The sequence below is a fragment of the Streptomyces sp. NBC_00388 genome (genome assembly GCF_036061255.1).
GTDB lineage: Bacteria > Actinomycetota > Actinomycetes > Streptomycetales > Streptomycetaceae > Streptomyces.
Genome location: NZ_CP107948.1, coordinates 6,467,774 through 6,492,595, shown reverse-complemented (window position 1 = coordinate 6,492,595; position 24,822 = coordinate 6,467,774). Strand labels below are relative to the sequence as shown.

The window sequence follows — 24,822 nt, the reverse complement described above, 5'->3', positions numbered from 1 at the left end:
CAACCGCTTACATGCTGACGCGCAGCTCGTACGCCACTCCACCACCTCTGTCCCTGGGAGTCCGGATGCGCCCTGCCCACCTGCCCTTCGCCGCCTCCGCGGTCAGCCGCCGCTCGGCGCTCGCCGCGCTGGCGGGCGCCGGCGCCGTCACTCTGTTCGGCGCCGGCAGCGCCTCGGCGGACAGCGCCACAAGCCGTACCGGCGGCCCTTCCCGCGGTTCCCACGACGGCGACACACTGCTGATCGAGGCGTTCCCCGGCGCGGAGACCGAGCGGCTGCGGCTCGACCGGTCGCTGCGCGCCAGCGAGTTCATCCCGACGGGCCGCTACACCGCCCCCGGCGCACAGGTCACGGTGCGGGTCCGCCCCGGGCACGGGGCACTGCCCGTCCTGCACATCGGGACGTTCGACGACTACAACACGGACCCCGGCCTGAAGGCCCCCCGGGTGTTCCCGCTGCGGGCCGGGCGCAACACCGTGTCGGACGTCTACGGCGGCCCCCTCTACCTGAGCTTCGCAGGCCACGGTCAGCGGGCCGCGGTCACCTTCGCGTCCGGCACGGCCCGGATGGCCGGCTTCGAGCTCGGGCGCACCACCGAGGCGGACTTCCAGCGGCAGCTGGACACCGTCACCGATGTGCCCTGGGTCGAGCTGACCACCGAGCACACCATCCTGACGCTCACCCGCGAGGGCGCGCTGCTCTACCGCGGCGAGGATCATGCCGCGCTGCTGCGGCTCTTCGACACCATCATCGACTCGCACAACAGGATCAGCGGCCTGGACGGCTCGGGGCCGCTGAACCGTCCCAAGGCCGGCCGTTACCACTTCAACGAGGTGAGCATCGTCCCCAAGGGGGTCGGCGCCTACGCCTGGCACGGATTCAACGGTTTTCCGCGTGCCTACATGGACCGCCTCTGCACCGTCACGGGGCTGCGCACCCGGGGCTGGGGCCTCTACCACGAGCTGGGCCACCTCAACCAGCAGGCCGCCTACCAGGCGGGCGGGCTCACCGAGGTCACCGTCAACATCTACTCGCTGGCCGCCCAGCGCACTCTCGGCCAGCCGTCCAACCTGCTCACCAAGGACCCCACGACCGGGCTCGACTGGTTCCAGTCCGCCGCGCCCAAGACCGGCACGCCGGGCATCGCGTACGAGACGACCTTCGGCCCGTACGAGCAGCTCGTCCCGCTGCGCCAGCTGGAGCTGGCCTTCGGCGACGACTTCTGGCCCCGGCTGCACCAATTGGTGCGCACCGAGCACCAGCACGACGCGCCCGTCGAGGACTACGACCACGATCCAGCCGCGGAGGCCCGGCAGTACCGGGCCCTCGCCACCTGTGCCAGCCGGGTCTCGGGCCACGACCTGACGGACTTCTTCGTACGGAAGTGGGCCTTCCCGGTCGACGCCGCCGGGATCGCCGAGATCGCCGCGCTGCGGCTGCCCGCCCCTCCCGTCGACCCCAGCACGCTGAGCGACTGACCCGCAGCCCTCCCCCGGAACCGAAGGGAACGCCATGGAACACCCCCATTCCGCCCTCAGCAGGAGAACGCTCCTGGCCGCCGGGGCCGCGTCGGTCGTCGTCCCGGCCGTCACCGGGGCGGCGGGCGCGGGAACGGCGGGGGCCGCCGCGCCCGCGTCCGCCCCCGCGCCCATGGACGGCGCTCCGGCAGCCGACGCGTACGAGAGTGCGCTGGCCCGCGCCGAACAGCTCCTGACCGGGGGCGGGTTCGACGCCTCCGATCCCGACTTCGCGGCCGCACTGGCCACGTTGAACGCGTCGGCGTCCGATATCTGGGACCGGCTGGACCGGAGCGCCGGACGCACCACGCTCTGGCCGGACTACGTCCCGGTGACCGACCCCGGGATGTTCAGCCAGAGCTACACCCGGCTGCGGACCCTCGCCACGGCCTGGGCCACCTCCGGCGCGGCGCTGAACGGGAGCGACGAGGTGGCGGACGCACTGGTGTCCGGGCTGCGCTTCCTGCACGACACGGCGTACAACAAGGACAGACGCGAGAGCGGCAACTGGTGGTTCTGGGAGATCGGGGCGCCCCGCGCGCTGCTCGACTGCTGTGTACTCCTCAGGGCGCGGATCCCCGCCGACGACCTGGCGGCCCACCTGGCGAGCGCGGGGAAGTTCGCGCCCGACCCGGACCGCCGCACCAACTCCCCGGCCCTCGCGGAGACCGGGGCCAACCGGGCGGACAAGTCCGTCATCGTGGCGCTGCAGGGGCTTCTGGCCCGGGACACGGCGAAGGTCGCGCTGGCCCGCGACGGCCTCTCCGACGTCCGTGACGAGGGCCGCAACAGCCTCTTCCAGTACGTCACCTCCGGTGACGGCTTCTACGCCGACGGCTCGTTCGTGCAGCACGACACGGTGGCGTACACCGGCTCGTACGGCGGGGTCCTGCTCGGCGGGACCGCGTACCTGAGCGCGCTGCTCGCCGGTTCGCCCTGGGCGGTCACTGACCCGCAGATCTCCGTGATGTACGAGGCGGTCACCCGTACCTTCTCGCCGGTGATCTTCGACGGGCTGATGATGGACGCCGTGCGCGGGCGGGCCGTCTCGCGTGAGCGGACCGCCGACCACACCGACGGCGCGGCAGCCGTGTCGGCCATCCTGCTGCTGGCCGGCTCCGCACCCGACTCCGTCGCCGACGGCTGGCGGGCCATGGTCAAGGGCTGGATCGAACGCAACCGCACCGACCCCTACCTCGGTCTTGTCGGGATCCCGCAGGTCGCGCTCGCCAAGGAGCTGCTCGGCGACCGCGGCGTCGTCGCGGCGGACCGGGTGTCGGGCCACCATGTCTTCGCGGACATGGACCGGGTGGTGCACCGGCGGCCGGGCTGGTCCCTGGCGCTCTCGCTCTCGTCGAAGCGCATCGCGGCCTACGAGGCGGGCAACGGCGAGAACCTGCACGGCTGGTACACGGGCGACGGCATGACGTACCTCTACACCGGTGACGACCTCGGCCAGTTCGGCGACGGCTTCTGGCCGACCGTCGACCCTTACCGGCTGCCGGGCACCACGGTGGACACCCGGCCGCGCGCGGACCTGACGACCGGTTCGGGTACCGGGACCTATCTGCCGGGTAACGCCGTCGCGGGCGGTGCGGTCCTCGACGGGCGGTACGGCGCGGCGGCCATGGAGCTGGCGGCGCAGGGCAGCACGCTGCGGGCCCGCAAGTCGTGGTTCTTCCTCGACAACGCGGTGATCGCGCTGGGAGCGGGCATCACGGCGAGCGACGGCAGGACGATCGAGACCATCGTGGAGAACCGCAGTCTGCACGCGTCGGACGACCGGCGGCTGACCGTCGACGGCGAGCGTCAGCCGTCCCGGCAGGGCTGGAACAGGACGTTCCGCGGGGCCCGCTGGGCCCATCTGGACGGCGTCGGGGGTTATGTGTTCCCGTCGGGGGGCGCCTCCCTGCACGCGCTGCGCGCGGAGCGCACCGGCCGCTGGAGCGATCTGGACACCGGCGCGGACACGGCAGGCTCCACCACACCGGTCACCCGCAGGTACGCGACGCTCTGGCTCGACCACGGGGTATCGCCCGCCGACGCCTCGTACGCCTACATCCTGCTGCCCGGCGCCACCGCGGCCGCCACCGCGGTCCAGGCGCACTCCCGGCCGGTCCGGGTCGTGGCCAACACGACCACCGCACAGCTGGCCGAGGTGGCCAGGACCGGGCTGACCGCCGCCACCTTCTGGGAGGCGGGGACCGCGGCAGGCCTCACCTCCAGCGGCCCGGCGTCGGTCCTGCTGCGCAGGCACGGCAGCGGTATCTCGGTCGCGGTCGCCGACCCCGGCCACGAACAGCGCACCCTGACGCTCGAACTGCCTTTCCGCGTACGGGAGGTGGTCCGTGCCGACGACACGGTGACCGTCACCACGGGGCGCCGCCCGGCCCTGACGATCGCGGTGGCCGGCTCGCGCGGCCACACGCACACCGCCGAACTCCGCTGACGCCCGCCCGCCGTCGCCGCCGGGCCCGCACGCCGGGCGGCGACGGCATACTTCCCACAGCCCAGGAGCACCACCCGGATGACCCCGCCGTACCTCTGTCTCCCTCCCACCGACCGTCTGCTCTCCTCGCGCACCGGCTGGACCCGCGCCCACTGGGAGACGCTCGCCGACCGGCTCCTCGACGCGCTCGTGCCGTACGCCACCCCGGGTCTCGCGCAGTACCGGCTGCCGGGACGCGGCAGCTGGTCGGGGGTGGTGTCGGACGGCCTCGAAGGGTTCGCGCGCTCCTTCCTGCTCGCCGCGTGCCGGATCGCGGGGGCGGGCGACGGGGCCGATCCGCGGCTCGTGGAGCGGTACGCGCAGGGCCTGGCCACCGGCACCGATCCGCAGTCGCGCGAGGCGTGGCCGCGCCTGACCGAGTGTTCCCAGCAGATGGTGGAGGCGGCGTCGGTCGCCGTGGCCCTGCACGAGACCCGGCCCTGGATCTGGGACAGGCTCGACACCCGGGTCCAGGAGCGGGTCGTCGACTGGTTCTCCGGCTTCGTCGGGAGCCGGACCTGGGACAACAACTGGCGGCTCTTCCAGGTGGTGTCCGAGCAGTTCCTCGCCTCGGTCGGCGCCCCGTACAGCCAGGCCGATATCGACGGCGGTCTCGACCGGATCGAGGACTGGTACGCCGGCGACGGCTGGTACACGGACGGAGACGGTCAGAATTTCGACTACTACATCGGCTGGGCGCTCCATCTGTATCCGCTGCTCTGGTCCAGGATCGCCGGTGAGGATCCGGACGCCGGGCGCACCAAGGTCTACCGCGAGCGGCTCAGCCAGTTCCTCGACGGCTATCAGCACTTCTTCGGTACGGACGGCGCCCCCGTGCACCAGGGGCGTTCCCTGACCTACCGGTACGCGGCGCTCGCCCCCGTCTGGATGGGCGCGCTGGCCGACTGCACCCCGCTCTCCCCCGGCCGTACCCGGCGTCTCGCGTCGGGGACCATGCGGCACTTCGCGGAGCGCGGGGTGCCCGACGAGCGCGGGCTGCTCACGCTCGGCTGGTACGACACCTTCCTTCCCGCCACCCAGCCGTACTCGGGGCCGGCTTCCCCGTACTGGGCGTCCAAGGGCTTCCTGGGGCTGCTGCTGCCGGCCGACCACCCCACCTGGACCGCGCGCGAACAGGCGCTGCCCATCGAGGAGTCGGACCAGTACACCGCCCTTCCGGCGCCCGGCTGGCTGCTGCACGGGACCCGGCACGACGGCATCGTCCGCCTCGTCAACCACGGGAGCGATCACAACGCGCCGCAGGGTGAGGGGGAGGACGATCCGCACTACGCCACGTACGGCTACTCGACGGCGACCGCGCCCGAGTCGGCGCCGCACGCGCGCGAGCGGGCGGTGGACAACCACCTCGCGGTGACCGGCCCGGACGGCGTGCCGTCGCGGCGGCGGCGCATCCACCGGCTGACCTGTGCGGGACGGTCGGCTTCCTCCTGGTACGAGGACGCGGGGGCCCGGGTGGAGACGACCAGTGTGCTGCACGGCCCCTGGGAGATCCGGGTGCACCGGGTGGACGCCGCGCAGGGTGCGACCGTGCGCGAGGGCGGGCACCCGGTGGCCGCCCGGGAACGCCCGTACTCCGAGGAGGGCGCCGGGTGGGCACTGGCCCGGACGGCGGACGGGCTGACCAGCGCGCTCGTCGGCCTGTACGGCTGGGACCCGGCGGTGGCGGCAGTCGCACGCGACGTCCAGGCGAACGCGTACGGCCCGCACTCCGCCACGCCGGCCCTGAGCCACGGCCCGCACCCCGGCGGGCGGAGCGTGCACGTCAGCCTGGTCGCCCTCTCACGGGACACCGTGCACCCCCGGGCGCTCCAGGAGTCGATCACGGTCTCGGTCACGGACGGCTCGGTCGGGCTGGTGTTCCCCGACGGGTCGACGGTGACGGCGTGACCTCCGCCCCCGGGTGCGGACGGCCGCAGTGGGTCAGATCCTGCCGTCCTCCCGGTGGTGGATCTGCGCGACCAGTTCGGCGGCCGCCGCTTTGATGGTCTGCAGACCGGCGAGCCCCCACTGCCTCGGCACGGTGTCCACGACACACACCGCGCCGAGTGCGATGTCCGTACGGTCGATCAGCGGCGCGCCCAGATACGAGCGGATGCCGATCTCGTCCACCACCGGGTTCCCGGCGAACCGGGGGTAGTCGCAGACGTCCTCAAGGACGAGTGCCTTGCGGCGGGCGACCACATGCGGGCAGTAACCGTGGTCGCGCGCCATGACCCGGTTGATCCCGCAGGCGGCGGCGACCGCGCTCAGGTCGCTGCCCGAGTGCGTCCCGGCCGGGGTGTGCAGGCCGGCGAAGAACTGCCGGTTCTCGTCGATGAAGTTGACCAGGGCATACGGCGCCCCGGTCACCTCGGCCAGCCGCCGGGCGAACTCGTCGAAGACCGGGTCGGGGTGCTGCCCCAGGCCGAGTCTGCGCAGCCGCCTGCCGCGCACGTCCCCGTCCCGGTCGGCGGGGGTCAGCAGGAGACGCCCTGTCGGGTCGTACGTCATGGGTGGACTCCCTGGGTGGTGACCGGGTCGGTCTCCGGCACGGTGGCGAGCAGATGGCCTACGAGCGTGACCAGGGTGCGGATCCCGGAACTGGCGATACGGGCGTCGCACAGCACCACCGGGATGCCCGCTCCGAGATCGAGCGCCGCCCTCACCTCGTCCTCCCCGTACCGGAACGCACCGTCGAACTCGTTGACGGCCACGATGAATCCGATGCCCCGCTGCTCGAAGAAGTCGATCGCGCCGAAGCACTCGGTGAGGCGGCGGGTGTCGGCGAGCACCACGGCGCCGAGGGCGCCGGCGGAGAGTTCGTCCCACATGAACCAGAAGCGCTCCTGGCCGGGTGTCCCGAAGAGGTAGAGCACATGCTGCCGGTCGAGGGTGATCCTGCCGAAGTCCATGGCCACGGTGGTCGTGGACTTGGACTCGACGCCCTCCAGACTGTCCGTCTGCTCACCGGCCTGGGTGAGCATCTCCTCCGTGCTCAGCGGGGAGATCTCGCTGACCGCTCCCACGAAGGTCGTCTTGCCGACCCCGAAGCCACCCGCGACCAGGATCTTCAGCGCGGTGGGGAAGAGATCAGAGCCGTCGTCGTAGGCCATCGAGCACTGCCTCCAGCAAGGAAAGGTCGGTGGGGTCTTCGTCGGGGCGGGGCGCCCGCGTGGTGACGATCCCGCTGTCCATCAGGTCCGAGAGCAGCACTTTGGCGACGACGACGGGCAGCCGCAGATGGGCCGCGATCTCCGCCACCGACGTGGGCCGTTCGCTGAGTCCGAGTGTCTGCGCGTGTTCCGGGCCGAGATGGGCGGGGAGCGGCACTCCGGTCGCCATGACCTGGGAGAGCAGGTCCAGCTGGGCTGTGGGGCGGGTGCGGCCGTTGCTCACGGCGTACGGGCGGATCAGCCGGCCGGCCGCGTCGTCGAGCCATGGACTGTCCTGCTGGAACGGCACGTTCAGCGCCCCGTGGCGCTCGATGCGCCGACCCGGCTGCGGGCCGGTGTCACGAGATAGGGCCGGACGCTCTTCACCAGCATGGCCATCTCGTATCCGAGCACCGCGGCGTCCGTCTCGCGCCCGGCCAGTACGGCCAGGCAGGTGCCCGAGCCCGCGGTGGAGACGAACAAAAGCGTGGAGTCGAGTTCGACGACGACCTGCCGGACCTCTCCGCTGTCGCCGAAGCGTGCTCCGGCGCTGCGCCCGAGCGAGTAGAGCCCGGAGGCGAGGGCCGCCATGTGGTCGGCGCTGTCGGCGTCGAGGCCGTGCACGGACTTCACCAGGCCGTCGGCGGAGAGCAGGACCGCGTTGCGGGTGAAGGGGACGCGCTGGACAAGACCGCTCAGCAGCCAGTCGAGATCGGTCACGTGCGCGGTCGGCGCTTCACTCACCATGGTGCATCTCCTCCTTGGAGAAATCGTCGTCGCGGTGCGGCCGTTCGCCGGTGTCCCGCTTCTCGGGTTCCGCCTCGGCGAGGCTGATACCGCGCTGGAAGGCCGCCATCAGCCCCGGGTCGTGGACGGCGGGGTGCTCCTCGTCCGTCCGGGGCGCCGGCACCTCCTTGAGCTGGGGGACCAGATGCTCCTGGCTCCTGCGCCGGGGCAGATCCGGTCGGAGCGCGGGCGGGAGCGGCGCCACGGGCCCGGCGTCGTACGGCACGGTGCCGGTCGCCGTCCCGGTGTCCGGCAGCTGGGCGTAGTGGGCGCCCGGGAGGGCTGCGGCGGGATTGGGGCGCACGCTCTCCTGCTCCCGCACGGGCAGCGGCGGGGCGAGCGGCCGGTGCACCGGTTCGACCGGGGCTTCCGGGCTCGGCGAGGCCTGGGCGTGCGGGTCGTGGTGGGCCTGCGGGACGTGCGGGACCTGTGCGGTGTCCGGGGCTGCGGCGTGCGGGGCTGCGGCGTGCGGGTCTGCGGCGTGCGGGACTTGCGACGGGCGGGCGGCCGGCGTCTGGAGTCCGCTCTGGTCGGCGCCCAGCAGGGCGGCGGGCAGGATGAGTACGGCCTGCACCCCGCCGTAGATGTTGCTCTGGAGCCGGACCGAGACGCCGTGCCTGCGGGCCAGGGCGGCCACGACGTACAGACCGATGCGTCCGTCCTGCAGCAGATGGCCCACATTGACCTGATCGGGCTCGGCGAGCAGGGCGTTCATCCGGTCCGTCTCGGTGACGGACATCCCCAGGCCCCGGTCCTCGACCTCGACGGCGAGTCCGGCGGTGACGTGCTGGGCGCGCAGCAGCACCTGTGTGTGCGGGGCGGAGAACACCGTGGCGTTCTCCACCAGCTCCGCCAGCAGATGGATGACGTCGGCGACGGCGTGGCCCCGGAGGGTCCCGTCGACGGGCGGCACGAGCTTGACGCGCGGATACTGCTCGACCTCGGCGACGGCGGAGCGCATCACCTCGGTGAGGGTGACGGGATTGGACCACTGACGCCGGGAGATTGCGCCGCCGAGCACCGCGAGGTTCTCCGCGTGCCGGCGGATGCGGGTGGCCAGATGGTCCACCTGGAAGAGGCCCTTGAGCAGTTCGGGGTCCTCGACCTGGTTCTCCAGCTCGTCGAGCAGCTGGATCTCCCGGTGCACCAGTGACTGCAGGCGCCGGGCCAGATTGACGAAGACCTCGACCTTCTGCTCGTCGACCGTGGCCGCCGTGGGGCGGGTGATACGGGCAGCTCTGACCACCGATTCCACGGCGGCCTCCTGGGCCCGGCCCAGCTCGACGGCGAGCAGGTCGAAGGCGTCGCCCCGGGACGGGGTGGCGGCGCCGCCCGCCCCGCCGGGCGGCGCCTCCCCCCGGCTGAGCCGGTCGACGACGGCCCGCAGATCGGCCTGGCCGCGCACGCTGGAGCGGCGGAGCGCGCTGCACCGGTCGAGGACGGTCCTGGTGACCCGGTCGGCGCCCAGCGCCGCGGCGGCCATGGCGGCTGCCGCGAGTGCGGCGCATGCCGCCAGCACCCCGCGCAGCGCGGGCGAGGGGTGCACTCCGGCGGAGTGGATCGTGAAGACCACGGCCGCCGTGCCGCTCAGCGCCGCCACGACGGTGGGAAGAATGGCGGTACGCAGAAGCTGAGGCCGTATGCGGGCCTCGGGCGTCGGCGGTACGGACCGTGAGCGGCGGGCGGACGGAGCCGGAGAGGGGCCCGGCCGGGGGGCCGGGCGGCTGCCCGTCCGGCCGTGCCGCCCGCCTTCCGGCCGGTCGTTCCGCGCTTCGGGTGCGCGAAGTTGAGACATCAGCTTCCTCGGTACGTGGGATACCAGGGCTCACCGACAGGGGATACAACTCGCCTGCCGCGTCTCCCTGTTGATCAGCAGCCACTCACAGTAGTCGCCACGCCGTCGCGTTCGATGTCTAGTTGCGGAACTTGCGCGCCGAGCGTCCCGCTCTGGTATGAGCGTTCGCACGCCCGCCCGAAAACTATGCCGCTGTCACGGCGCGTCCCGGGCAGGGCGCACGGAGCGACGCGGGCGTCGGTGCTGCGACCGCGCGGAGCGGGGCGCGGAACGCCCGCTCATATGGGCCGGGCAGTATTGCCGGTATGACGAATATCCGTTCACGCATGACCACCTGGCTGGGCCGCCGGTATCTGGCGAACATCCGCAAAAAGGGATTCGATCTGTCGAGCGCGGCGCTCCTCCCCGAGTCGACCCTCATGCCGCTGCGGCGCACCGGGCTCGACCCGGTGGCCGATCTCGGCGACCTGCGGGACCGGGAACCGGTCAGCAAGCTGTCCGTGCCGTTCCCGATGAACGTCTGGCTGGTCAGCGGCTACGAGGAGACCAAGGCGGTACTGGGCCGCACGAAGGGCTTCAGCAACGACTTCACCAACCTCATAGGCAGCTCCGCCGTCACGGAGGGCCAGCAGCACCCCGGCGGCCTCGGATTCTCGGATCCGCCCGTCCACACGCGCCTGCGCCGCCTGCTCACGCCGGAGTTCACCATGCGCAGGCTCGCCCGGCTCACGCCGCGCATCCACGAAATAGTCGAGGAACGGCTCGACGAAATGGCCCGGGCCCCGGGCCCGGTCGACCTCGTGCAGGCCTTCGCGCTGCCGATCCCCTCACTCGTCATCTGCGAACTCCTGGGCGTCCCCTACGAGGACCGGGAGGACTTCCAGCGCCTGGGCACCACCCGCTTCGACCTCTTCGCCGGGGCCGACGCCTCGTTCGGCGTGATCTCCGAGTCCCTCTCCTACCTCCGCGACATCGTCAAGAAGCAGCGCGAGACGCCGGGTGACGGTCTGCTCGGCATGCTGATCAAGCAGCACGGCGACGCGATAGACGACGAGGAGCTCACCGGGCTCGCCGACGGCGTGCTGACCGGCGGCCTGGAGACCACCGCCAGCATGCTCGCCCTTGGCACCCTGGTGCTCCTCCAGAACCCGGACCACTTCGCGACCCTCCGCGACGACGACGCCGCCGTGAGCCCCTTCGTGGAGGAGCTGCTGCGTTATCTCACGGTGGTCCAGGTCGCCTTCCCGCGCTTCGCCCGGGAGGACATGGAGATAGCCGGGACCGCGATATCCGCCGGCGACGTGGTGTTGTGCTCCCTCAGCGGCGCCGACCGGGACGCCTCCCTGGGGCCGGGCATGGACGCGTTCGACCCCGCCCGCCCCGCTCCGCACGTCGCCTTCGGTTACGGCATCCACCGCTGCATCGGCGCCGAACTGGCCCGTATGGAGCTGTGCGCGGCCTACCCCGCCCTGCTGCGGCGCTTTCCGGGCATGTCGCTGGCCGTACCGGAGGAGGAGCTCACGTTCCGCAAGTTGTCAGCGGTGTTCGGCGTCGACTCCCTGCCGGTACACCTGGGCTGACCACCCGGTCGGCGCGCGGCCTGTGCCGCCGCGCGCCTGAGGTCAGGCCGTCGACTCGCCGTTCCGCACGGACGCTACGAAGGTGGCCCAGCCGTGCGCGGCGAAGGCGATCACGGGGCCGTCCGGGTTCTTGCTGTCGCGTACGGGGACGACGGCGGCGAGGCCGTCAGCAACCTCCAGGCACTGGCCGCCGTCCTGGTTGCTGTAGCTGCTCTTGTGCCAAGTCACTGCGGTCAGGTCGAGGGATCGCACGGTACTTCCTCCAGAATGCGCAGAATGAACTTCCGCGACTCGGCTGGTGTCAGAGCCAGGTCGCGTACCGAATCGTACGCACGTTGCAGCCGTTCAACGGGGGTAGTTTCCTCGATGAGTTCACCTCTGTAACCGTTCTCGGCATAGGCCACGGTACGCCCCTCGGGCAGACGCAGAAACATCACGTCAGCGTTGGTGAGGCCGTGGAGCCCGGCACAGAACGGCGCGACTTGAACCGTCACTTCACCCTGCTCTCCGGCCTCAAGCAGATATTCCAGCTGTTGCCGCCACTGCGTCGGGCCTCTCAGTGGTGTCCGCAGTACTGCCTCCGACAGGATGGTCCGGAACTGAGGCGGGTCTTCACCGGCCAGTAGTTCTCGACGCCCCATCCGTGCCTCGACCTGTTGGTCCAGGGCTTCTCCCTTGAGTCCGCCCGCCGCCAGCACCTCCCGCGCATACCCCGGCGTCTGCAACAGCCCCGGCAGCACGCTCACCGCGAAGTGCCACAGGCTCGTCGCCTCCGCCTCCAGCGCCATGTACTGGCGGTACCGCTCCCGGAACTGCGTACGGTCCCCCGACGCCAGCTCCCAGAGAGCCAGCATCATCCCCGGCGTCCCGAAGTACTGGTCCAGCGCCTGGACCACCTCGGGCCCGCCGAGCGTCTCGCCCTTCTCCATCTTGCCGAACAGCGAGTAGTCCCAGCCCAGCCGGTCACCGAGCTGCCGCAGGGTGTCGCCGCGCTGGGCGCGCAGTCTCCGTAACTCCTCCGCGAACCGCTGACGCGGCTCCTGGCTGCGGCTGGTGACGAGGCGTCGCTGCGGCATGGCGCTCCTTCCGGGGCGCCCCGGTCCACCCGGAACCCGCCCCCGTACCGGTACACATACACGCGCGCCCGCGGGTCCACCGCATTCCATGTGGAAGGTGTGGAACGTGGGCGTGCGGCAGGGGAACGAGAACGAGCTGTCGGCCCAACCCGGCCCGCCCTGGCGGCATCCTCGTAACACCCCCACTACGCAACGTAATTCACCGCTGGTGGGACCGGCAGCGAAACCACACAACACCGGGCCCGGAAACACTCCACTCGCCCGGACGCCGACCGCAAGGAGACCCCGGCCATGTCCACGCCTCCCCCACTCCCCCGCCGCACCCCCCGTCGCCACTCCCCCGGAAGCCCGAAGGTCCAGGAGGCGCTCGACGCACGCGACGCGCTCGCCGAGGCCCTGACCCGAGCCGGTGTCCAGCTCCCCGCCATGGACGTACGCACCCCGTGGTTCGAGGCCGGCCCCGAGCGGGACGACGGACCGACGAGCACCCGGTACGCCCTGGTGTACCTCGGTGTGTGCTCCGCGCCGGTCGCACTCGCCCTGGCCGCCGTCGTCGCGAAGGGAGCGGGCCGGTGAACGCCGACCGGCAGCCGGACCAGGAGTCCGTGCTCCCCTGCCCAGGGACGGCCGTCCGTGACATCGCGAGCAGCCGCGTCGGCATCGTCATGGGCCACGAGGGCCCCTGGCTCCAGCTCCGGCCGCTGGGCGGCGGTCGCGAGTGGGACGCGGATCCGGCCCGCGTACGGCCGGTCGGCCCGGCCGAGTTGCTGCAGGCCCGGGTGGCCGAGACCGGCGCCCGGAGCAGCTCCTGGCCCGGGGCCGACGTCGTACCGGAACCCTCACCGAACGGTCCGGCCGAGGCCGGGCACGGCGGCCGACAGGACTGATCACGACCGACCCGGCGCCGTGCTGCGTCTCCTGCCCGACCGGCGCATCCGGCCCGCTCTCAGGAGTGCTGCTCCTCCGCCAGGCCGAGACCGCTCGGGGCGGCCGGGGTGCTGTCCGAGCCTTCGGCGCTCCGCCACGGGCGGGCGATCTCCGGGGACACCGCTCGCCACCACGGTTCGGACGGGAGCTTGCCCGACGGCTCGAAGGGCTCGCCCGCCCGGGGCAGCGCCACCGCCTGGCCGGCCTCCCCCGCGGCGTCCCGCGTCCACTCGCCGGGCTCCGCCCACGGGTGCAGGGCGAGGTTGAACGTGCCCCAGTGAATGGGCAGCAGGACGCCACCTGGCTTCCCGCCCTGGAGGTCCAGATGTGCCCGCACGCCTTCGGCGGGTGTCATGTGGATGTCGGGCCAGTACTCCGAGTACGCGCCGATCTGGATCATCGTGGCGTCGAAGGGGCCGTGCCCGGCCCCGATGTCCTTGAATCCGGGGAAGTACCCGGTGTCGCCGCTGTGGTAGATCCGGTGCTCGGGCCCGGAGACGGCCCAGGACGCCCAGAGCGTGTGCTGCTGGTTGCGCATCCCGCGCCCGCAGAAGTGCCGGGCCGGGGTGGCGGTGAGCCGGATCCCGGCCACCTCCGTGGTCTCGTTCCAGTCCAGCTCCCGCAGCCGCGCCGCGGGCACGCCCCAGCGCTCCAGATGCGCGCCCACGCCCAGCGGTACGGCGAAGACCGTCTCCGTACCGGCGAGTGCCTTGATGGTGGGCAGGTCGAGATGGTCGTAGTGGTCGTGCGAGATCACCACGACGTCGACGGGGCCGAGCGCGGCGAGCGGCAGCGGTACCGGGTGCAGTCGCTTCGGCCCGGCGAACGAGAACGGTGAACAGCGCTCGCCCCAGACCGGGTCGAACAGCACCCGCGCCCCGTCGATCTCGGCGAGCACGCCTGAGTGCCCCATCCAGGTGAGCCGCAGCCCGGATGCCGGCGGCTTGGCGAGGTCGGCGACGGTGGTGGCGTGGACGGGGACGGTCCCCTCGGGGAACCTGCGGGCCCGGTCCTCCTTGCGGAAGTAGCCCTTCGCGAAATCGGCCATGGAGCCGGAGGGACGCGTCCTGGCACCCACCGGGTTCTGGAACGTTCCGTCGGCGAAGTTCGGCGAGCGGCGGATACGCGCCATCCGCTCTCCGGCCGGGTCCGCGCCGAAGCCCTCCGGCCGCATCGCGCGGATCCGGGGCGGCAGAGAACGGGAATCGGGCACGAGGACCTCCAGGTGTGCGATATCGATCCATTATGTGCGGCCCGCCCCGACGGTGGAGGAACGGCCCCGTGAACGGTGCCTGCCGTCGCCGTGCCGGGGATCCTTCCGCGGACACGCCCCTGACGGGCGGGCGGGGGCCGGAGCCGGGCCACAGGAGCCGGGCCACCCGCCCTGCCCCGACCGGACGCGGTCCTGCGGGCGCTCCGCCGGGCATGCTCCGCAGGGCCGTCCCGACGGCCTCCCAGAGGGCTCCCCGCCGGGCGCGCCGGTTCCCGGCTCGGTCAGAGCGGCAGCAGGTCGGGGCGCTTGGCCGCGACGTGGTCTCCCGAGGACTCGCCACGGAGCCTGCGGCCTATCCACGGCACCAGGTGCTCGCGGGCCCACTGGATGTTGTCCCTGCGGACCGCGGCCGACCCCCGCGGCGGTTCCGGCGGCCACGGCTGGTCCGGGTCGGCGGGCACGTCGAGCCCCAGCACCTGCGCCGCCCTGAGGGCGACGCGGGTGTGCCCCTCGGGCGACAGGTGCAGCCGGTCGGCGTCCCAGGCGCGCCTGTCCTGGATGGTCTTGAGCGACCAGAGGTCGAGTACGGGGGCGCCGTGCCGTGCGGCGATGACCCGCACGTGCTCGTTGTACGTAGCGATCTTGCCGCGCAGATGGCGCAGGACCGGCACACCGCGGGTGTCGAATCCGGTGGTCACCATGACGGTGCCGACCGAGGCGCTGAGGTCGGTGAGTGCCCGCTCGAAGCGCTCGGCCGCGTCGTCGGGATCAGAACCCGGCCGGATGATGTCGTTGCCGCCGGCCGAGAAGGTGACCAGGTCGGGGGCGAGCTCCTTGGCCCGCGGGACCTGCTCGTCGACGATCTGGTCGAGGAGCCGTCCGCGCACCGCCAGGTTCGCGTAACGGAAGGTGTGCTCGGGGACGCGGTCGTCCAGAAGTACGGCGAGCCGGTCGGCCCAGCCCACGAAGGCCCCGTCGGGCCCGGGGTCCCCGACGCCCTCGGTGAAGCTGTCGCCGATCGCCGCGTACGACCCGATGATGTCTCTGTTCTTGATTGCCGAATCGTCTGCCACAACGGCCCATCCTGCACCTCGGGATGTGACCTACGCGACCGTAATAAGGGGGTGACAGGCCGTGAGAAAACCCACCTGGCCAGTTTGCCTGAAGACGGAATAAGGGCCGGCGTCCCCCTTGTCCGGGGCGCGATGACTGCATGACGCACCGATGTCGTATCGTCAAAAATCCAGGGCCGTACGACACGGCCGGACCGCCAGGTCCACACGCGCCGACGGCGGCGGCCAGCCACGCCGGCAGGACACCGAGGAGCGCCGTGACGCAGCAACTTCCGCAGGTCCCGTCGGCAGAACCCGACCTTGCCGGGGTGCGCAACTTCCGTGACGTGGGCGGGCTGCCGACCGTGGACGGACGGCGGGTGCGCCCCGGCAGGCTGTTCCGCAGCGGTCACCTCGCCCACGCGACGGCCGAGGACACCGCCTACCTGTCGTCGCTCGGTCTGCACACGATCTTCGACTTCCGCAACGCCGCCGACATGGCCCTGGACGGACGGGACGTGGTCCTGCCGGGCGTGCAGCATGTGAACATCCCGCTGACCGACCCGGCGGACGGCTCCGAGTTCTGGCGGATGGTCCGCGACGGCGATCTGGAACAGCTGCGCCGGGTGCTCTCCGAGGACCGGGCCGCACGCCGGATGGCCGACTCGTACCGGTCGATCATCACCACCAGGACCGCCGAGCACAGCCGGGTGCTGCACGACCTCGCCGAGGACAGCGTGCCCGCCCTGATGCACTGCGCGGCCGGCAAGGACCGGGCGGGCCTCTCGGTGGCGGTGACCCTGCTCGCGGTGGGTGTGGAGCGCGACGCGGTCGAGGCGGACTACCTCAAGTCGAACGACCCCCGCAGGCGTTACCTGGTCAAGCGCGGCGACGAGTCGGCCGGCGCGCACTCCGGCGAGGTCATGCAGCTGCTGAGCCCGCTCTTCGAGGCCCGCGCCGCGTATCTGGAGACGGCCTTCGCGGCCATCGACGAGACGTGGGGCTCCACCGAGCGCTATCTCACCGAGGGCCTGAAGCTCGCCCCCGAGACACGTGAGAGGCTGCGCGCCCGGCTGCTCGACGACGCGTCCTGAGCCGCGCCCGGCCGGACGGCTACTGCTGACCGCCCAGCGTGAAGAGCAGATAGACGAAGCCGGCGAACAGATGGCCCGCCACCAGATAGGCGACCAGCCTGATGACGAGTCCCCTGGGGAACTTCTTCTCCTCGTGCGCTTCTGCGTGTGTCTGCGGCATGGCAGGACCTCTCGTCGTCTCGTCGGAACGGATCTCGTGCGGTGCACGCGCGGTGCGATGCGGCGCAGTGCGGCGGCAGCCCGGCGGGCCGGCGGGCCGCACGCGCTCAGTGCAGGTCGGGGCTCTGCAGCAGGGTGTGCATGAAGAGCAGCTCGGTCCCGTCCCGGGTCGCCGCCGCGATCCGGTGCGGGGTGAGTGAGTCGAAGTGCGCGCTGTCCCCGGGGCCGAGGTCGTGGGCGGCCTCGCCGAGGGTCAGCCGGAGCTTCCCGCTGAGGACGTACAGCCACTCCTCGCCGGGATGGACCCGGACGAGCTCGCCCTGGGCCCCGTAAGGCACCTGCACCCGCAGGGCCTGCATCGCGCGCCCCGGGGAGCCCGCCGTGTGGTACGTCCAGCCGTCGGCCTCGACGGAGTCCTCGCGGTCGCCCCGGATGACGGGGTCACGCTCGGGCGGTACCTCGCCGAGCAGTTCCGATACCGACGTACCGTAGATGCGGGCGAGTGACAGGAGCATGGGCAGCGAGGGCTGCCGCGCCCCGGTTTCGAGCCGGGAGAGGTGCGCCGGTGAGAGACCGGCCCTGCGGGCCGCGGCCTCCAGCGTGAGCCGGCCGCGGCGGCGCAGTTCGCGCAGGCGCGGGGCGACATCGGGCAGGTCCTCGGGCGGGGTGCTCATACAGCAATTGGGCCAGCAGAATGCCCCAGAGGCAAATTTCTTGCCTCTGGGGCAAAAAGCATCGGTGGAAAGGTCTCAGCGGTTAGCGACGGCCTGCTTCACCAGGGTCCGGCCGAAGTCCCACATGAGTCCGCCACCGCCATGCGCGTCGTCCATCACCGCGGTGAACGCCTCGACGAAGCGGTCCACCTCCGCCTCCCCGATGACCAGCGGCGGGATCAGTTTGATCACTTCCAGATGGTCCCCGGAGACCTGGGTGAGGATGCGGTGCTTCTGCAGCAGCGGCACGACGACCATCTGCGCGAAGAGCCCCTTGCGAGCCGCCTGGAGCATGGTCCACCGGCTGCGGAGCTTCAGTGAAGCCGGGCGGCCGAACTCGATACCGATCATCAGCCCCCTGCCGCGCACGTCGTGCAGCAGCTCGTACCGGGGAATCAACGCGGCCAGCCGGGACTTGAGCAGCTCACCGGTGGCCCGGGCGTGGGCGACGGTCTCCTCGTCCTCCATCACCGAGAGCACGGCGAGCCCGGCGGCCATCGCCTGGGCGTTGGCACCGAAGCTGGCCGAATGGACCAGCACCCGGTCCATGGACGAGTAGACCTTCTTGAAGATCCAGTCCTTGCCCAGCGTCGCGCTGACCGGTACGTACCCGCCCGAGAGCGACTTGGCCACACAGACCAGGTCCGGTTCGACCCCCTCCTCGTGCTGGTAGGCGTAGAAGTCCCCGGTCCGTCCGAGCCCCGTCTGCACCTCGTCGGCGATCAGCAGCGCCTTGTGCCGGTGCAGCAGCTCCTGAGCCGCCCGCAGGAATCCAGGCGGGCTCTCCAGGACGCCCTTGCCCTGGATCGGCTCTACCACGAAGCCCGCCACGTCCCCGCGCTTCAGCTCGCGCTCCAGCGCGGCCAGGTCCCCCATGGCGATCGCCGTGTCGGGCAGCAGCGGTGCGAAGCCGTCCCGGAAGCCGTCCTCGCCGTTGACCGAGAGCGAGCCGGTCGTCAGCCCGTGGAAGGCGTGGGTGCAGTAGAGGATCCTCGGCCTGCCGGTGGCGTACCGGGCGAACTTCAGCGCCGTCTCCACGGCTTCCGTACCGCTGTTCCCGAAGAAGACCCGGTCCAGGTGGGGCGAGTGTGCCAGCAGCTTCTCGGCGAGCAGACCGGGCAGCGGCTGGCAGTCGAAGCGGGTCAGGTCGGCGAGCGAGGCGTCGAGGACGTCGTGCAGGGCCTTGCGGACGACCGGGTGGTGCCGGCCGAGGCCCATGACCCCGAAGCCCGCGAGCATGTCCAGGTAGTCGTTGCCTTCGGCGTCCCAGAAATGGGCGCCCTCGGCGCGCTCGTAGACGTTGTCGAAGCCGATGGTGTGCAGCATCCTCGGCAGCTGGTGGTTGAGGTACCGGGTGTGCAGCTCGTAGCGCTCGGCACCTCGCTCGGCCAGCAGGGTCGTCAGATCGAACCCCTTGGGTGCGCCTTCCGTCATTCCGTCTTCTCCTTGGCTTTCAGGGCGGCGCTGATCCGTCCTGCGATCTCGACGGGCGTGAGCCCGATGTCGGCCAGCACTTCGGCACGTTTGGCGTGCGGGAGGAACTGCTCGGGGATCCCGAAGGTGCGCAGCGGCACGTCCACCCCCGCGTCGCGCAACGCCTGGCCGACCGCCGAACCCACGCCGCCGCTGCGGCTGTTGTCCTCGGCGACCGCGACCAGACGGTGTTCAGCGGCGAGTTCCGGGAGCGCCGCGTCCACGGGTTTGACCCAGCGCGGGTCGACGACCGTGCAGCCGGTCCCGCTGCTTTCGAGGAGTTCGGCTGCCCGCAGGCAGACCGTGGCGAGCACCCCGACGGCGACCAGCAGGACCTGGGGGCGGTCGGCCCGGTGCAGTACGTCCATGCCGCCGACCCGGTCGATGGCCGGGACGGGCGGGCCCACCGACTCCTTGGGAAAGCGCAGCATGGTCGGCGCGTCGTCCACCCGGACCGCCTCCCGCAGCTGGGCCCGGAGCTGGTCCGCGTCGCGCGGCGCGGCTATGCGCAGCCCCGGCACGGCCTGCAGGACGGACATGTCCCACATGCCGTTGTGCGAGGGCCCGTCGACCCCGGTGACCCCCGCCCGGTCGAGGACGAACGTCACCCCGCACCGGTGCAGCGCCACATCCATCAGCAGCTGGTCGATGGCGCGGTTGAGGAAGGTCGCGTACACGGCGACCACCGGGTGCAGGCCGCCCGTGGCGAGTCCGGCCGCGGAGACCGCCGCGTGCTGCTCGGCGATCCCGACGTCCCAGACCCGGTCCGGGAAGCGCTCGGCGAACTCGGTGAGACCGACCGGGTGCAGCATCGCCGCGGTGATGGCGACGACGTCGGGGCGCTCGGCACCGATCGCGGCGATCTCCGAGCCGAACACGGAGGTCCAGGAGGGGCCGCCGGGCGGGGCGAGCGGAGCACAGGTCAGCGGGTCCATGACGCTGACGGTGTGGAAGCGGTCGGCCTCGTCCTCCAGCGCGGGCGGGTAGCCTCGCCCCTTCTCGGTGAGGCAGTGCACGAGGACCGGCCCGTGGAAGCGCCTGGCCTGGCGCAGGGCCGACTGCAGGGCCGACAGGTCGTGCCCGTCGACCGGCCCCACGTACTTGAGCCCGAGGTCCTCGAACATGCCCTGCGGCGCGAAGGCGTCCTTGAATCCCTTCTTCGCGCCGTGCAGCGACTCGAACAGCGGCTGACCCACGACAGGGGTCGCCTGCAGCACCTCCTTGCCCCAGGCGAGGGCCCGCTCATAGCCGTCGGTCGTGCGCAGGGTGGCGAAGTGGCCGGCCAGGCCGCCGATCGTGGGGCCGTACGAGCGCCCGTTGTCGTTCACGATGATGATCAGCGGGCGGTCCGCGGCGGCCGCGATGTTGTTGAGCGCCTCCCACGCCATACCGCCGGTGAGCGCCCCGTCGCCGGTCACCGCGACCACATGGCCGGTCCTGCCGAGCACCTCGCCGGCCTTGGCGAGGCCGTCCGCCCAGCCGAGCACCGTGGAGGCGTGCGAGTTCTCGATGACGTCGTGCCCGGACTCCTCACGCGAGGGGTAGCCGGAGAGGCCGCCCTTGCTGCGCAGTTTGGAGAAGTCCTGCCGGCCCGTGAGCAGCTTGTGCACATAGCTCTGGTGACCGGTGTCCCACAGGATGCGGTCGACGGGCGAGTCGAAGACCCGGTGCAGTGCGATGGTGAGTTCCACCACCCCCAGGTTCGGCCCCAGGTGTCCCCCGGTCCTGGCCACCGCCTGGATCAGGAACTCCCTTATTTCAACGGCCAGTTCACCGAGTTCCGCCTCGGCGAGCGCCTTCAGGTCACGCGGTCCCCGGATATTCTCCAAGATCGACACGCGCGGGCCCCCTCTCGGATTTCGTATCGCTCACACACCCCGGACCGGTCGGTGACGGAGCCCGCGCCCGGCACCGGCGGCGCGGCAGCGGCGCGGATGCGCCGACAGCCGCCGCCCCGGCCTGGACAGGCCGGGGCGGCGGCTCGGGGAGCCCGGGTGCGCGAGGCTTCCCCTGCGCCTCTCACGTCACCCGCGGTTGCCCGAAACGGTCTCGCGGGCGGCCCGGATGGTCTCCTTGAGGGAGCTCATCGTGGCGAGCACGGCGGTCGGTTCGTAACCGCAGTGCGCCATGCAGTTGGCACAGCGGTCGTCCTTGCCGCGCCCGTACTTGTCCCAGTCGGTCTTCTCGACGAGCTCCTTGTACGTGGGGACGTACCCGTCGTTCATCAGATAGCAGGGGCGCTGCCAGCCGAAGAGCGAGTAGTTGGGGATGGCCCACGCGGTGCACGGGAAGTCCACCTTGCCCTCCAGGAAGTCCAGGAAGAGCGGCGAGTGGTTCAGGCGCCAGCGGCGCCTGTTCCCGCCCGAGAAGGACTTCTTGAAGAGCTCCCGGGTCTGTTCGACGCCCAGGAAGTGCTCCTGGTCCGGGGCCTTCTCGTAGGCGTAGGCGGGCGAGATCATCATCTCGTCCACCTCCAGGTCGTCATTGAGGTAGTTGAGCACCTCGATGATGTTCTGCGGGGTGTCCGTGTTGAAGAACGTGGAGTTGGTGGTGACCCGGAAGCCGCGCTTCTTGGCTTCCTTGATGGCCTCCACGGCCTCGTCGAACACTCCCTCCTTCGCAACCGACTCGTCGTGCCGCTCGCGCAGCCCGTCGATGTGCACGGTGAACGCGAAATACGGCGACGGCGTGAACTTGTCCATCTTCTTGCGCATCAGCATCGCGTTGGTGCAGAGGAAGACGTATTTCTTCTTCGCCACGAGCTGTCGCACGATTTCATGGATCTGCGGGTGCATGAGGGGCTCACCGCCCGCGATGGAAACCATCGGAGCACCCGATTCAAGGACGGCCCCCACTGCCTGCGCCACCGGCATGCGCTGCTTGAGCACGCCCGCCGGATGCTGGATCTTCCCGCAGCCCTCGCATGCGAGGTTGCACGCGAAGAGCGGCTCCAGTTCGACGATCAACGGGAACTTCTCACGCTTGCGGAGCTTCTGTTCGAAGAGATACGTCCCGACCCTGATGGTCTGACGGAGCGGCATGGCCATCTAGCTCACCTCCTGGGGAGCAGCAAAGAACGGTGCCATTCATAGAAAGCTGGAAGGACGGCACGGAGTACGCGGAAGGCCGATATTCCACCGCGCACCGTCCCAATACGGACGAGTTCATGTTCTGGAGCGTCCACGACCACTCGTACGGCCGCAACCGGGCGGGGCCCGGCCCGTACGGCGCTCCAGAGCGTCGCCGCGGATTCCATGTCCACGGCGATCGCCCCTGTGGCACGCAGCTCGGCCCGTTCGTGGCCGCGTACAACATGGTCTGACCCGGTCAGCGGACCGGTGTGCACAGTTCGCCCGGGCAGTGCGGCGGCGAGCGCCTTCGCGAGCACCTCGGTGCCCACACAGGCGGTGGCGCCCCTGCTGTCCCTGGTCTCATCGGCGACGATCACGTCGCCCGGATGCATTCCGGGTGCGAGACCGGCGCAGAAGCCGGACGCGATCACGGCGGAGCCCCGTGAGGGGGGCTCGCCGAGTGTGCGGGTGACGGCGTACGCGGCCGACTCGGGCCCCATGCCCGTGCGCAGTACGGTCACCGGGCCGGGTGCGCCGCCGCGGCCGGTACCCGTACGCAGGGCGAACCGCTCGATGCCCAGCGCGCAGGCGATGAGCAGCGGGGCGCCGCCCTGGGCCCCGGCCATCAGCTTCCCTGCCGGGTGGCGGCGAAGGGCTCACCGTGGACGTACCGTCCCAGCGCGGTCAGCGGGAAGACCTGACGGTAGAGGTGGTAGTTGATGGAGAAGTCCCACGGGAAGCCGGTGCCGGTGAAGTACGGCTCGTCCCAGGCACCGTCCTGACGCTGCGTCTCGGCGAGCCAGGTGACTCCCCGCTCCACGGCCTTGTTCTCCCGCTCCCCCGCCGCGAGCAGCGCGAGGAGCGCCCACGCGGTCTGGGAGGGCGTCGACGCTCCGTGGCCGATCCACGCCTCCTCCTTGTAGGAGCGCAGGTCCTCGCCCCAGCCGCCGTCCTCGTTCTGTACGGACTCCAGCCAGGAGACCGCCCTGCGGATCGCCGGATGGGAGACGGCCATCCCGGCCGCGGTGAGGGCCGGGACCACCGACCCGGTGCCGTAGATGTAGTTGACACCCCAGCGGCCGAACCAGGCGCCGGTCGCCTCCTGTTCGGCGAGCAGCCACTCGATACCGCGGCGGGTGCGCGGGTCGTCCGCCTTGCCCTCGACAGCGAGCATCTCCACGACGTGGCCGGTGACATCGGCCGAGGGCGGGTCGATGACCTCACCGAAGTCGCAGAACGGCAGCCGGTTGGGGAAGGGGCTGGTGTTGTCGGCGTCGAAGGCGCCCCAGCCGCCGTCCCTGGACTGCATGCCGAGGTTCCAGCGCACACCGCGCGCGATGGCACCTTCGAGCCGTGCCCGGTCCGGCACCCTGACCCGGCGCAGTGCGAGGGCGACCTCGGCCGTGTCGTCGATGTCCGGGTAGTTGTCGTTGTGGAACTCGAAGGCCCAGCCGCCGGGGGCCAGTTCCGGGCGGCGCACCGACCAGTCGCCCGGCCGGTCGATCTCCTCGGCGAGCATCCACTCGGCGGCTTTGACGAGCGCCGGGTGGTCGGGGCTCAGCCCGGCGTCGGCAAGAGCGATGGTGGCCAGACAGGTGTCCCACACCGGGGACTGGCAGGCCTCGATCATGCGGGCGCCGTCCTCGCGCCAGATGGCGAACCGGTCCAGGGACGCGAGCCCCGCGCGCATCACGGGGTGGTCGATGTCGTAACCGAGCAGATGGAGCGCGATGACCGAGTAGACGGCGGGCGGCTGGATCCCGCCCCAGCAGCCGTCGTTCTCCTGGCGCTCGATGATCCAGCGGGCCGCGGCGTTCATGGCCGTCCTGCGGAGTCTTCGCGGGGCGACCTTGTGGTAGACGTGCAGCGCCCTGTCGAGGTGCTCGAACGCTCCGTCCCAACTGACCAGCGGGGCAGGGCGCCTGGCAGGATTCGGGTCGGCGGGGTCGGTGTGCAGCTCGTCCAGCGCGAACGGCGCCGGGCGGACCGGGCGCTTCGCGGAGACGACGGTCAGCGGCACGATGGTCTGCCGGGCCCAGCAGCCGAAATCGTAGATGTTGAGCGGGAACCACTTGGGCAGGAAAATCATCTCAGGTGGTAGCTCGGGGAGGTCGTCCCATTTCCACCAGCCGAAGAGAGCGAGCCAGATCCTGGTGAACACCCGGCTCGCCGCCACGCCGCCGCTGGCGCGGATCCAGGCGGACGCCAGCGCCATGTGCGGTGCGTCGGGGGCGTCCCCGGCGAGCCGCAGCGCCACGTACGCCTCGATGGTCGCGGAGAGCTCGCCGGGGCCCTCGAAGAACGTGGCCCAGGTGCCGTCCGCCCGCTGCTCGCCGCGGATGAACTGTCCGGCGGCCCGTGTCGTGCGCTCGTCCAGGATTCCCATGAACTGCCGCAGCAGCAGGTCTTCGGCGTCCATGGTCACATTGGTGGCGAGGTCGCCCTTCCACCAGCCCTCGGCGTCCTGGGCTTCCAGCAGGTACTCGACCGAACGCCCGGCTGCCCGCTCGGCGGCTTCGCGTACGGGGTGACCGGCAACAATCGTTTCAGTACTGTCAATGGTTTCAGCTGTTCCGGCTGCCGAGGCTGCGCGGGGCTCCGTAGCTCCGGGGCTTCCGTCGGTCGTCGCTGTCATGGCTTCCCCTTCGTGCAGTGCTTCCTCTGCTGTGCTGGGGTCTCCGTCGGCCGGTGTCCCGGGGACACCGGCCGGCGACCGCGAATTATGT

The 24,822-nt window shown here is 71.4% G+C and carries 23 protein-coding genes; 7 read left to right on the top strand and 16 right to left on the bottom strand.

Annotated elements, in window-relative coordinates:
• The first annotated feature begins 65 nt into the window (after positions 1-65).
• The 3 genes from OG917_RS28890 (at position 66) to OG917_RS28880 (ending at position 5,913) form a co-directional block, all read left to right on the top strand.
• Positions 66-1,478: a M60 family metallopeptidase gene (locus OG917_RS28890; RefSeq protein WP_328321123.1), complete on the top strand. Its 1,413-nt coding sequence runs from the start codon at positions 66-68 to the stop codon at positions 1,476-1,478.
• A gap of 34 nt (positions 1,479-1,512) precedes the next feature.
• Positions 1,513-3,966: a polysaccharide lyase 8 family protein gene (locus OG917_RS28885; RefSeq protein ID WP_328321121.1), complete on the top strand. Its 2,454-nt coding sequence runs from the start codon at positions 1,513-1,515 to the stop codon at positions 3,964-3,966.
• Positions 3,967-4,044: 78 nt separating this feature from the next.
• Positions 4,045-5,913, top strand: a complete 1,869-nt coding sequence (locus OG917_RS28880; RefSeq protein ID WP_328321119.1) for a DUF2264 domain-containing protein — start codon at positions 4,045-4,047, stop codon at positions 5,911-5,913.
• Positions 5,914-5,946: 33 nt separating this feature from the next.
• On the opposite strand, the gene OG917_RS28875 is transcribed toward OG917_RS28880, so the two are convergent.
• The 5 genes from OG917_RS28875 to OG917_RS28855 are packed head-to-tail and all read right to left on the bottom strand — an operon-like array spanning position 5,947 to position 9,738.
• Positions 5,947-6,516 carry a GAF domain-containing protein gene (locus OG917_RS28875; RefSeq protein ID WP_328321117.1) on the bottom strand — a complete coding sequence of 190 codons (570 nt, stop codon included), beginning with the start codon at positions 6,514-6,516 and terminating at the stop codon, positions 5,947-5,949.
• Positions 6,513-7,118, bottom strand: coding sequence for a GTP-binding protein (locus OG917_RS28870; RefSeq protein ID WP_328321115.1), 606 nt, complete (start codon positions 7,116-7,118; stop codon positions 6,513-6,515). Before OG917_RS28870 ends, OG917_RS28875 begins: the two co-directional genes overlap by 4 nt.
• Positions 7,096-7,467, bottom strand: coding sequence for a DUF742 domain-containing protein (locus OG917_RS28865; RefSeq protein WP_328321113.1), 372 nt, complete (start codon positions 7,465-7,467; stop codon positions 7,096-7,098). Before OG917_RS28865 ends, OG917_RS28870 begins: the two co-directional genes overlap by 23 nt.
• Positions 7,468-7,469: 2 nt before the next feature.
• Positions 7,470-7,904, bottom strand: a complete 435-nt coding sequence (locus tag OG917_RS28860; protein ID WP_328321111.1) for a roadblock/LC7 domain-containing protein — start codon at positions 7,902-7,904, stop codon at positions 7,470-7,472.
• A complete protein-coding gene (locus OG917_RS28855; RefSeq protein ID WP_328321109.1) occupies positions 7,894-9,738 on the bottom strand; it encodes a sensor histidine kinase in 1,845 nt (614 codons plus the stop codon). The genes OG917_RS28860 and OG917_RS28855 overlap by 11 nt, the downstream gene beginning before the upstream one ends.
• Positions 9,739-10,043: 305 nt before the next feature.
• On the opposite strand from OG917_RS28855, the gene OG917_RS28850 reads away from it, so the two are divergent.
• Positions 10,044-11,318 (top strand): cytochrome P450, encoded by a 1,275-nt coding sequence (locus OG917_RS28850; protein WP_328321107.1) that lies wholly within the window; start codon positions 10,044-10,046, stop codon positions 11,316-11,318.
• Positions 11,319-11,360: 42 nt separating this feature from the next.
• On the opposite strand, the gene OG917_RS28845 is transcribed toward OG917_RS28850, so the two are convergent.
• Entirely contained in the window at positions 11,361-11,570 is a 210-nt protein-coding gene (locus OG917_RS28845; protein ID WP_328321105.1) for a DUF397 domain-containing protein, read from the bottom strand.
• Positions 11,552-12,394 (bottom strand): helix-turn-helix domain-containing protein, encoded by an 843-nt coding sequence (locus OG917_RS28840; protein ID WP_328321103.1) that lies wholly within the window; start codon positions 12,392-12,394, stop codon positions 11,552-11,554. Before OG917_RS28840 ends, OG917_RS28845 begins: the two co-directional genes overlap by 19 nt.
• Before the next feature lie 291 nt (positions 12,395-12,685).
• On the opposite strand from OG917_RS28840, the gene OG917_RS28835 reads away from it, so the two are divergent.
• The gene (locus OG917_RS28835) at positions 12,686-12,970 is read left to right on the top strand and encodes a hypothetical protein (RefSeq protein ID WP_328321101.1); all 285 of its coding nucleotides are present in this window, start codon (positions 12,686-12,688) and stop codon (positions 12,968-12,970) included.
• Complete coding sequence (locus OG917_RS28830) at positions 12,967-13,281, top strand: hypothetical protein (RefSeq protein WP_443059032.1); 315 nt, start codon at positions 12,967-12,969, stop codon at positions 13,279-13,281. Before OG917_RS28835 ends, OG917_RS28830 begins: the two co-directional genes overlap by 4 nt.
• Positions 13,282-13,340: 59 nt before the next feature.
• Here the strand turns inward: OG917_RS28830 and OG917_RS28825 are convergent, their stop codons facing one another.
• Together OG917_RS28825 and OG917_RS28820 are read right to left on the bottom strand one after the other, a co-directional pair.
• Positions 13,341-14,495, bottom strand: a complete 1,155-nt coding sequence (locus OG917_RS28825; protein ID WP_328322261.1) for an MBL fold metallo-hydrolase — start codon at positions 14,493-14,495, stop codon at positions 13,341-13,343.
• Positions 14,496-14,815: 320 nt separating this feature from the next.
• Complete coding sequence (locus tag OG917_RS28820) at positions 14,816-15,607, bottom strand: SGNH/GDSL hydrolase family protein (RefSeq protein ID WP_328321099.1); 792 nt, start codon at positions 15,605-15,607, stop codon at positions 14,816-14,818.
• Positions 15,608-15,864: 257 nt separating this feature from the next.
• Between OG917_RS28820 and OG917_RS28815 the strand changes: the two genes are divergently transcribed.
• A complete protein-coding gene (locus tag OG917_RS28815) occupies positions 15,865-16,680 on the top strand; it encodes a tyrosine-protein phosphatase (protein WP_328321097.1) in 816 nt (271 codons plus the stop codon).
• A gap of 19 nt (positions 16,681-16,699) precedes the next feature.
• Here OG917_RS28815 and OG917_RS28810 read toward each other — a convergent pair whose 3' ends face one another.
• The 7 genes from OG917_RS28810 to shc form a co-directional block, all read right to left on the bottom strand.
• Entirely contained in the window at positions 16,700-16,840 is a 141-nt protein-coding gene (locus OG917_RS28810) for a DUF6126 family protein (RefSeq protein WP_328321095.1), read from the bottom strand.
• Positions 16,841-16,946: 106 nt separating this feature from the next.
• Positions 16,947-17,513, bottom strand: coding sequence for a helix-turn-helix domain-containing protein (locus tag OG917_RS28805; RefSeq protein WP_328321093.1), 567 nt, complete (start codon positions 17,511-17,513; stop codon positions 16,947-16,949).
• A 75-nt stretch (positions 17,514-17,588) separates the two neighbouring features.
• A complete protein-coding gene (locus OG917_RS28800) occupies positions 17,589-18,986 on the bottom strand; it encodes an aspartate aminotransferase family protein (protein ID WP_328321091.1) in 1,398 nt (465 codons plus the stop codon).
• Positions 18,983-20,863, bottom strand: a complete 1,881-nt coding sequence (gene dxs / locus OG917_RS28795; protein ID WP_328321089.1) for a 1-deoxy-D-xylulose-5-phosphate synthase — start codon at positions 20,861-20,863, stop codon at positions 18,983-18,985. The genes OG917_RS28800 and dxs overlap by 4 nt, the downstream gene beginning before the upstream one ends.
• 186 nt (positions 20,864-21,049) lie before the next feature.
• Positions 21,050-22,072 carry an adenosyl-hopene transferase HpnH gene (gene hpnH, locus OG917_RS28790; RefSeq protein WP_328321086.1) on the bottom strand — a complete coding sequence of 341 codons (1,023 nt, stop codon included), beginning with the start codon at positions 22,070-22,072 and terminating at the stop codon, positions 21,050-21,052.
• Between the two features lie 5 nt (positions 22,073-22,077).
• A complete protein-coding gene (locus OG917_RS28785) occupies positions 22,078-22,722 on the bottom strand; it encodes a phosphorylase family protein (RefSeq protein WP_328321084.1) in 645 nt (214 codons plus the stop codon).
• Positions 22,722-24,731 (bottom strand): squalene--hopene cyclase, encoded by a 2,010-nt coding sequence (shc, locus tag OG917_RS28780; RefSeq protein ID WP_328321082.1) that lies wholly within the window; start codon positions 24,729-24,731, stop codon positions 22,722-22,724. The genes OG917_RS28785 and shc overlap by 1 nt, the downstream gene beginning before the upstream one ends.
• Between the last annotated feature and the right edge of the window lie 91 nt (positions 24,732-24,822).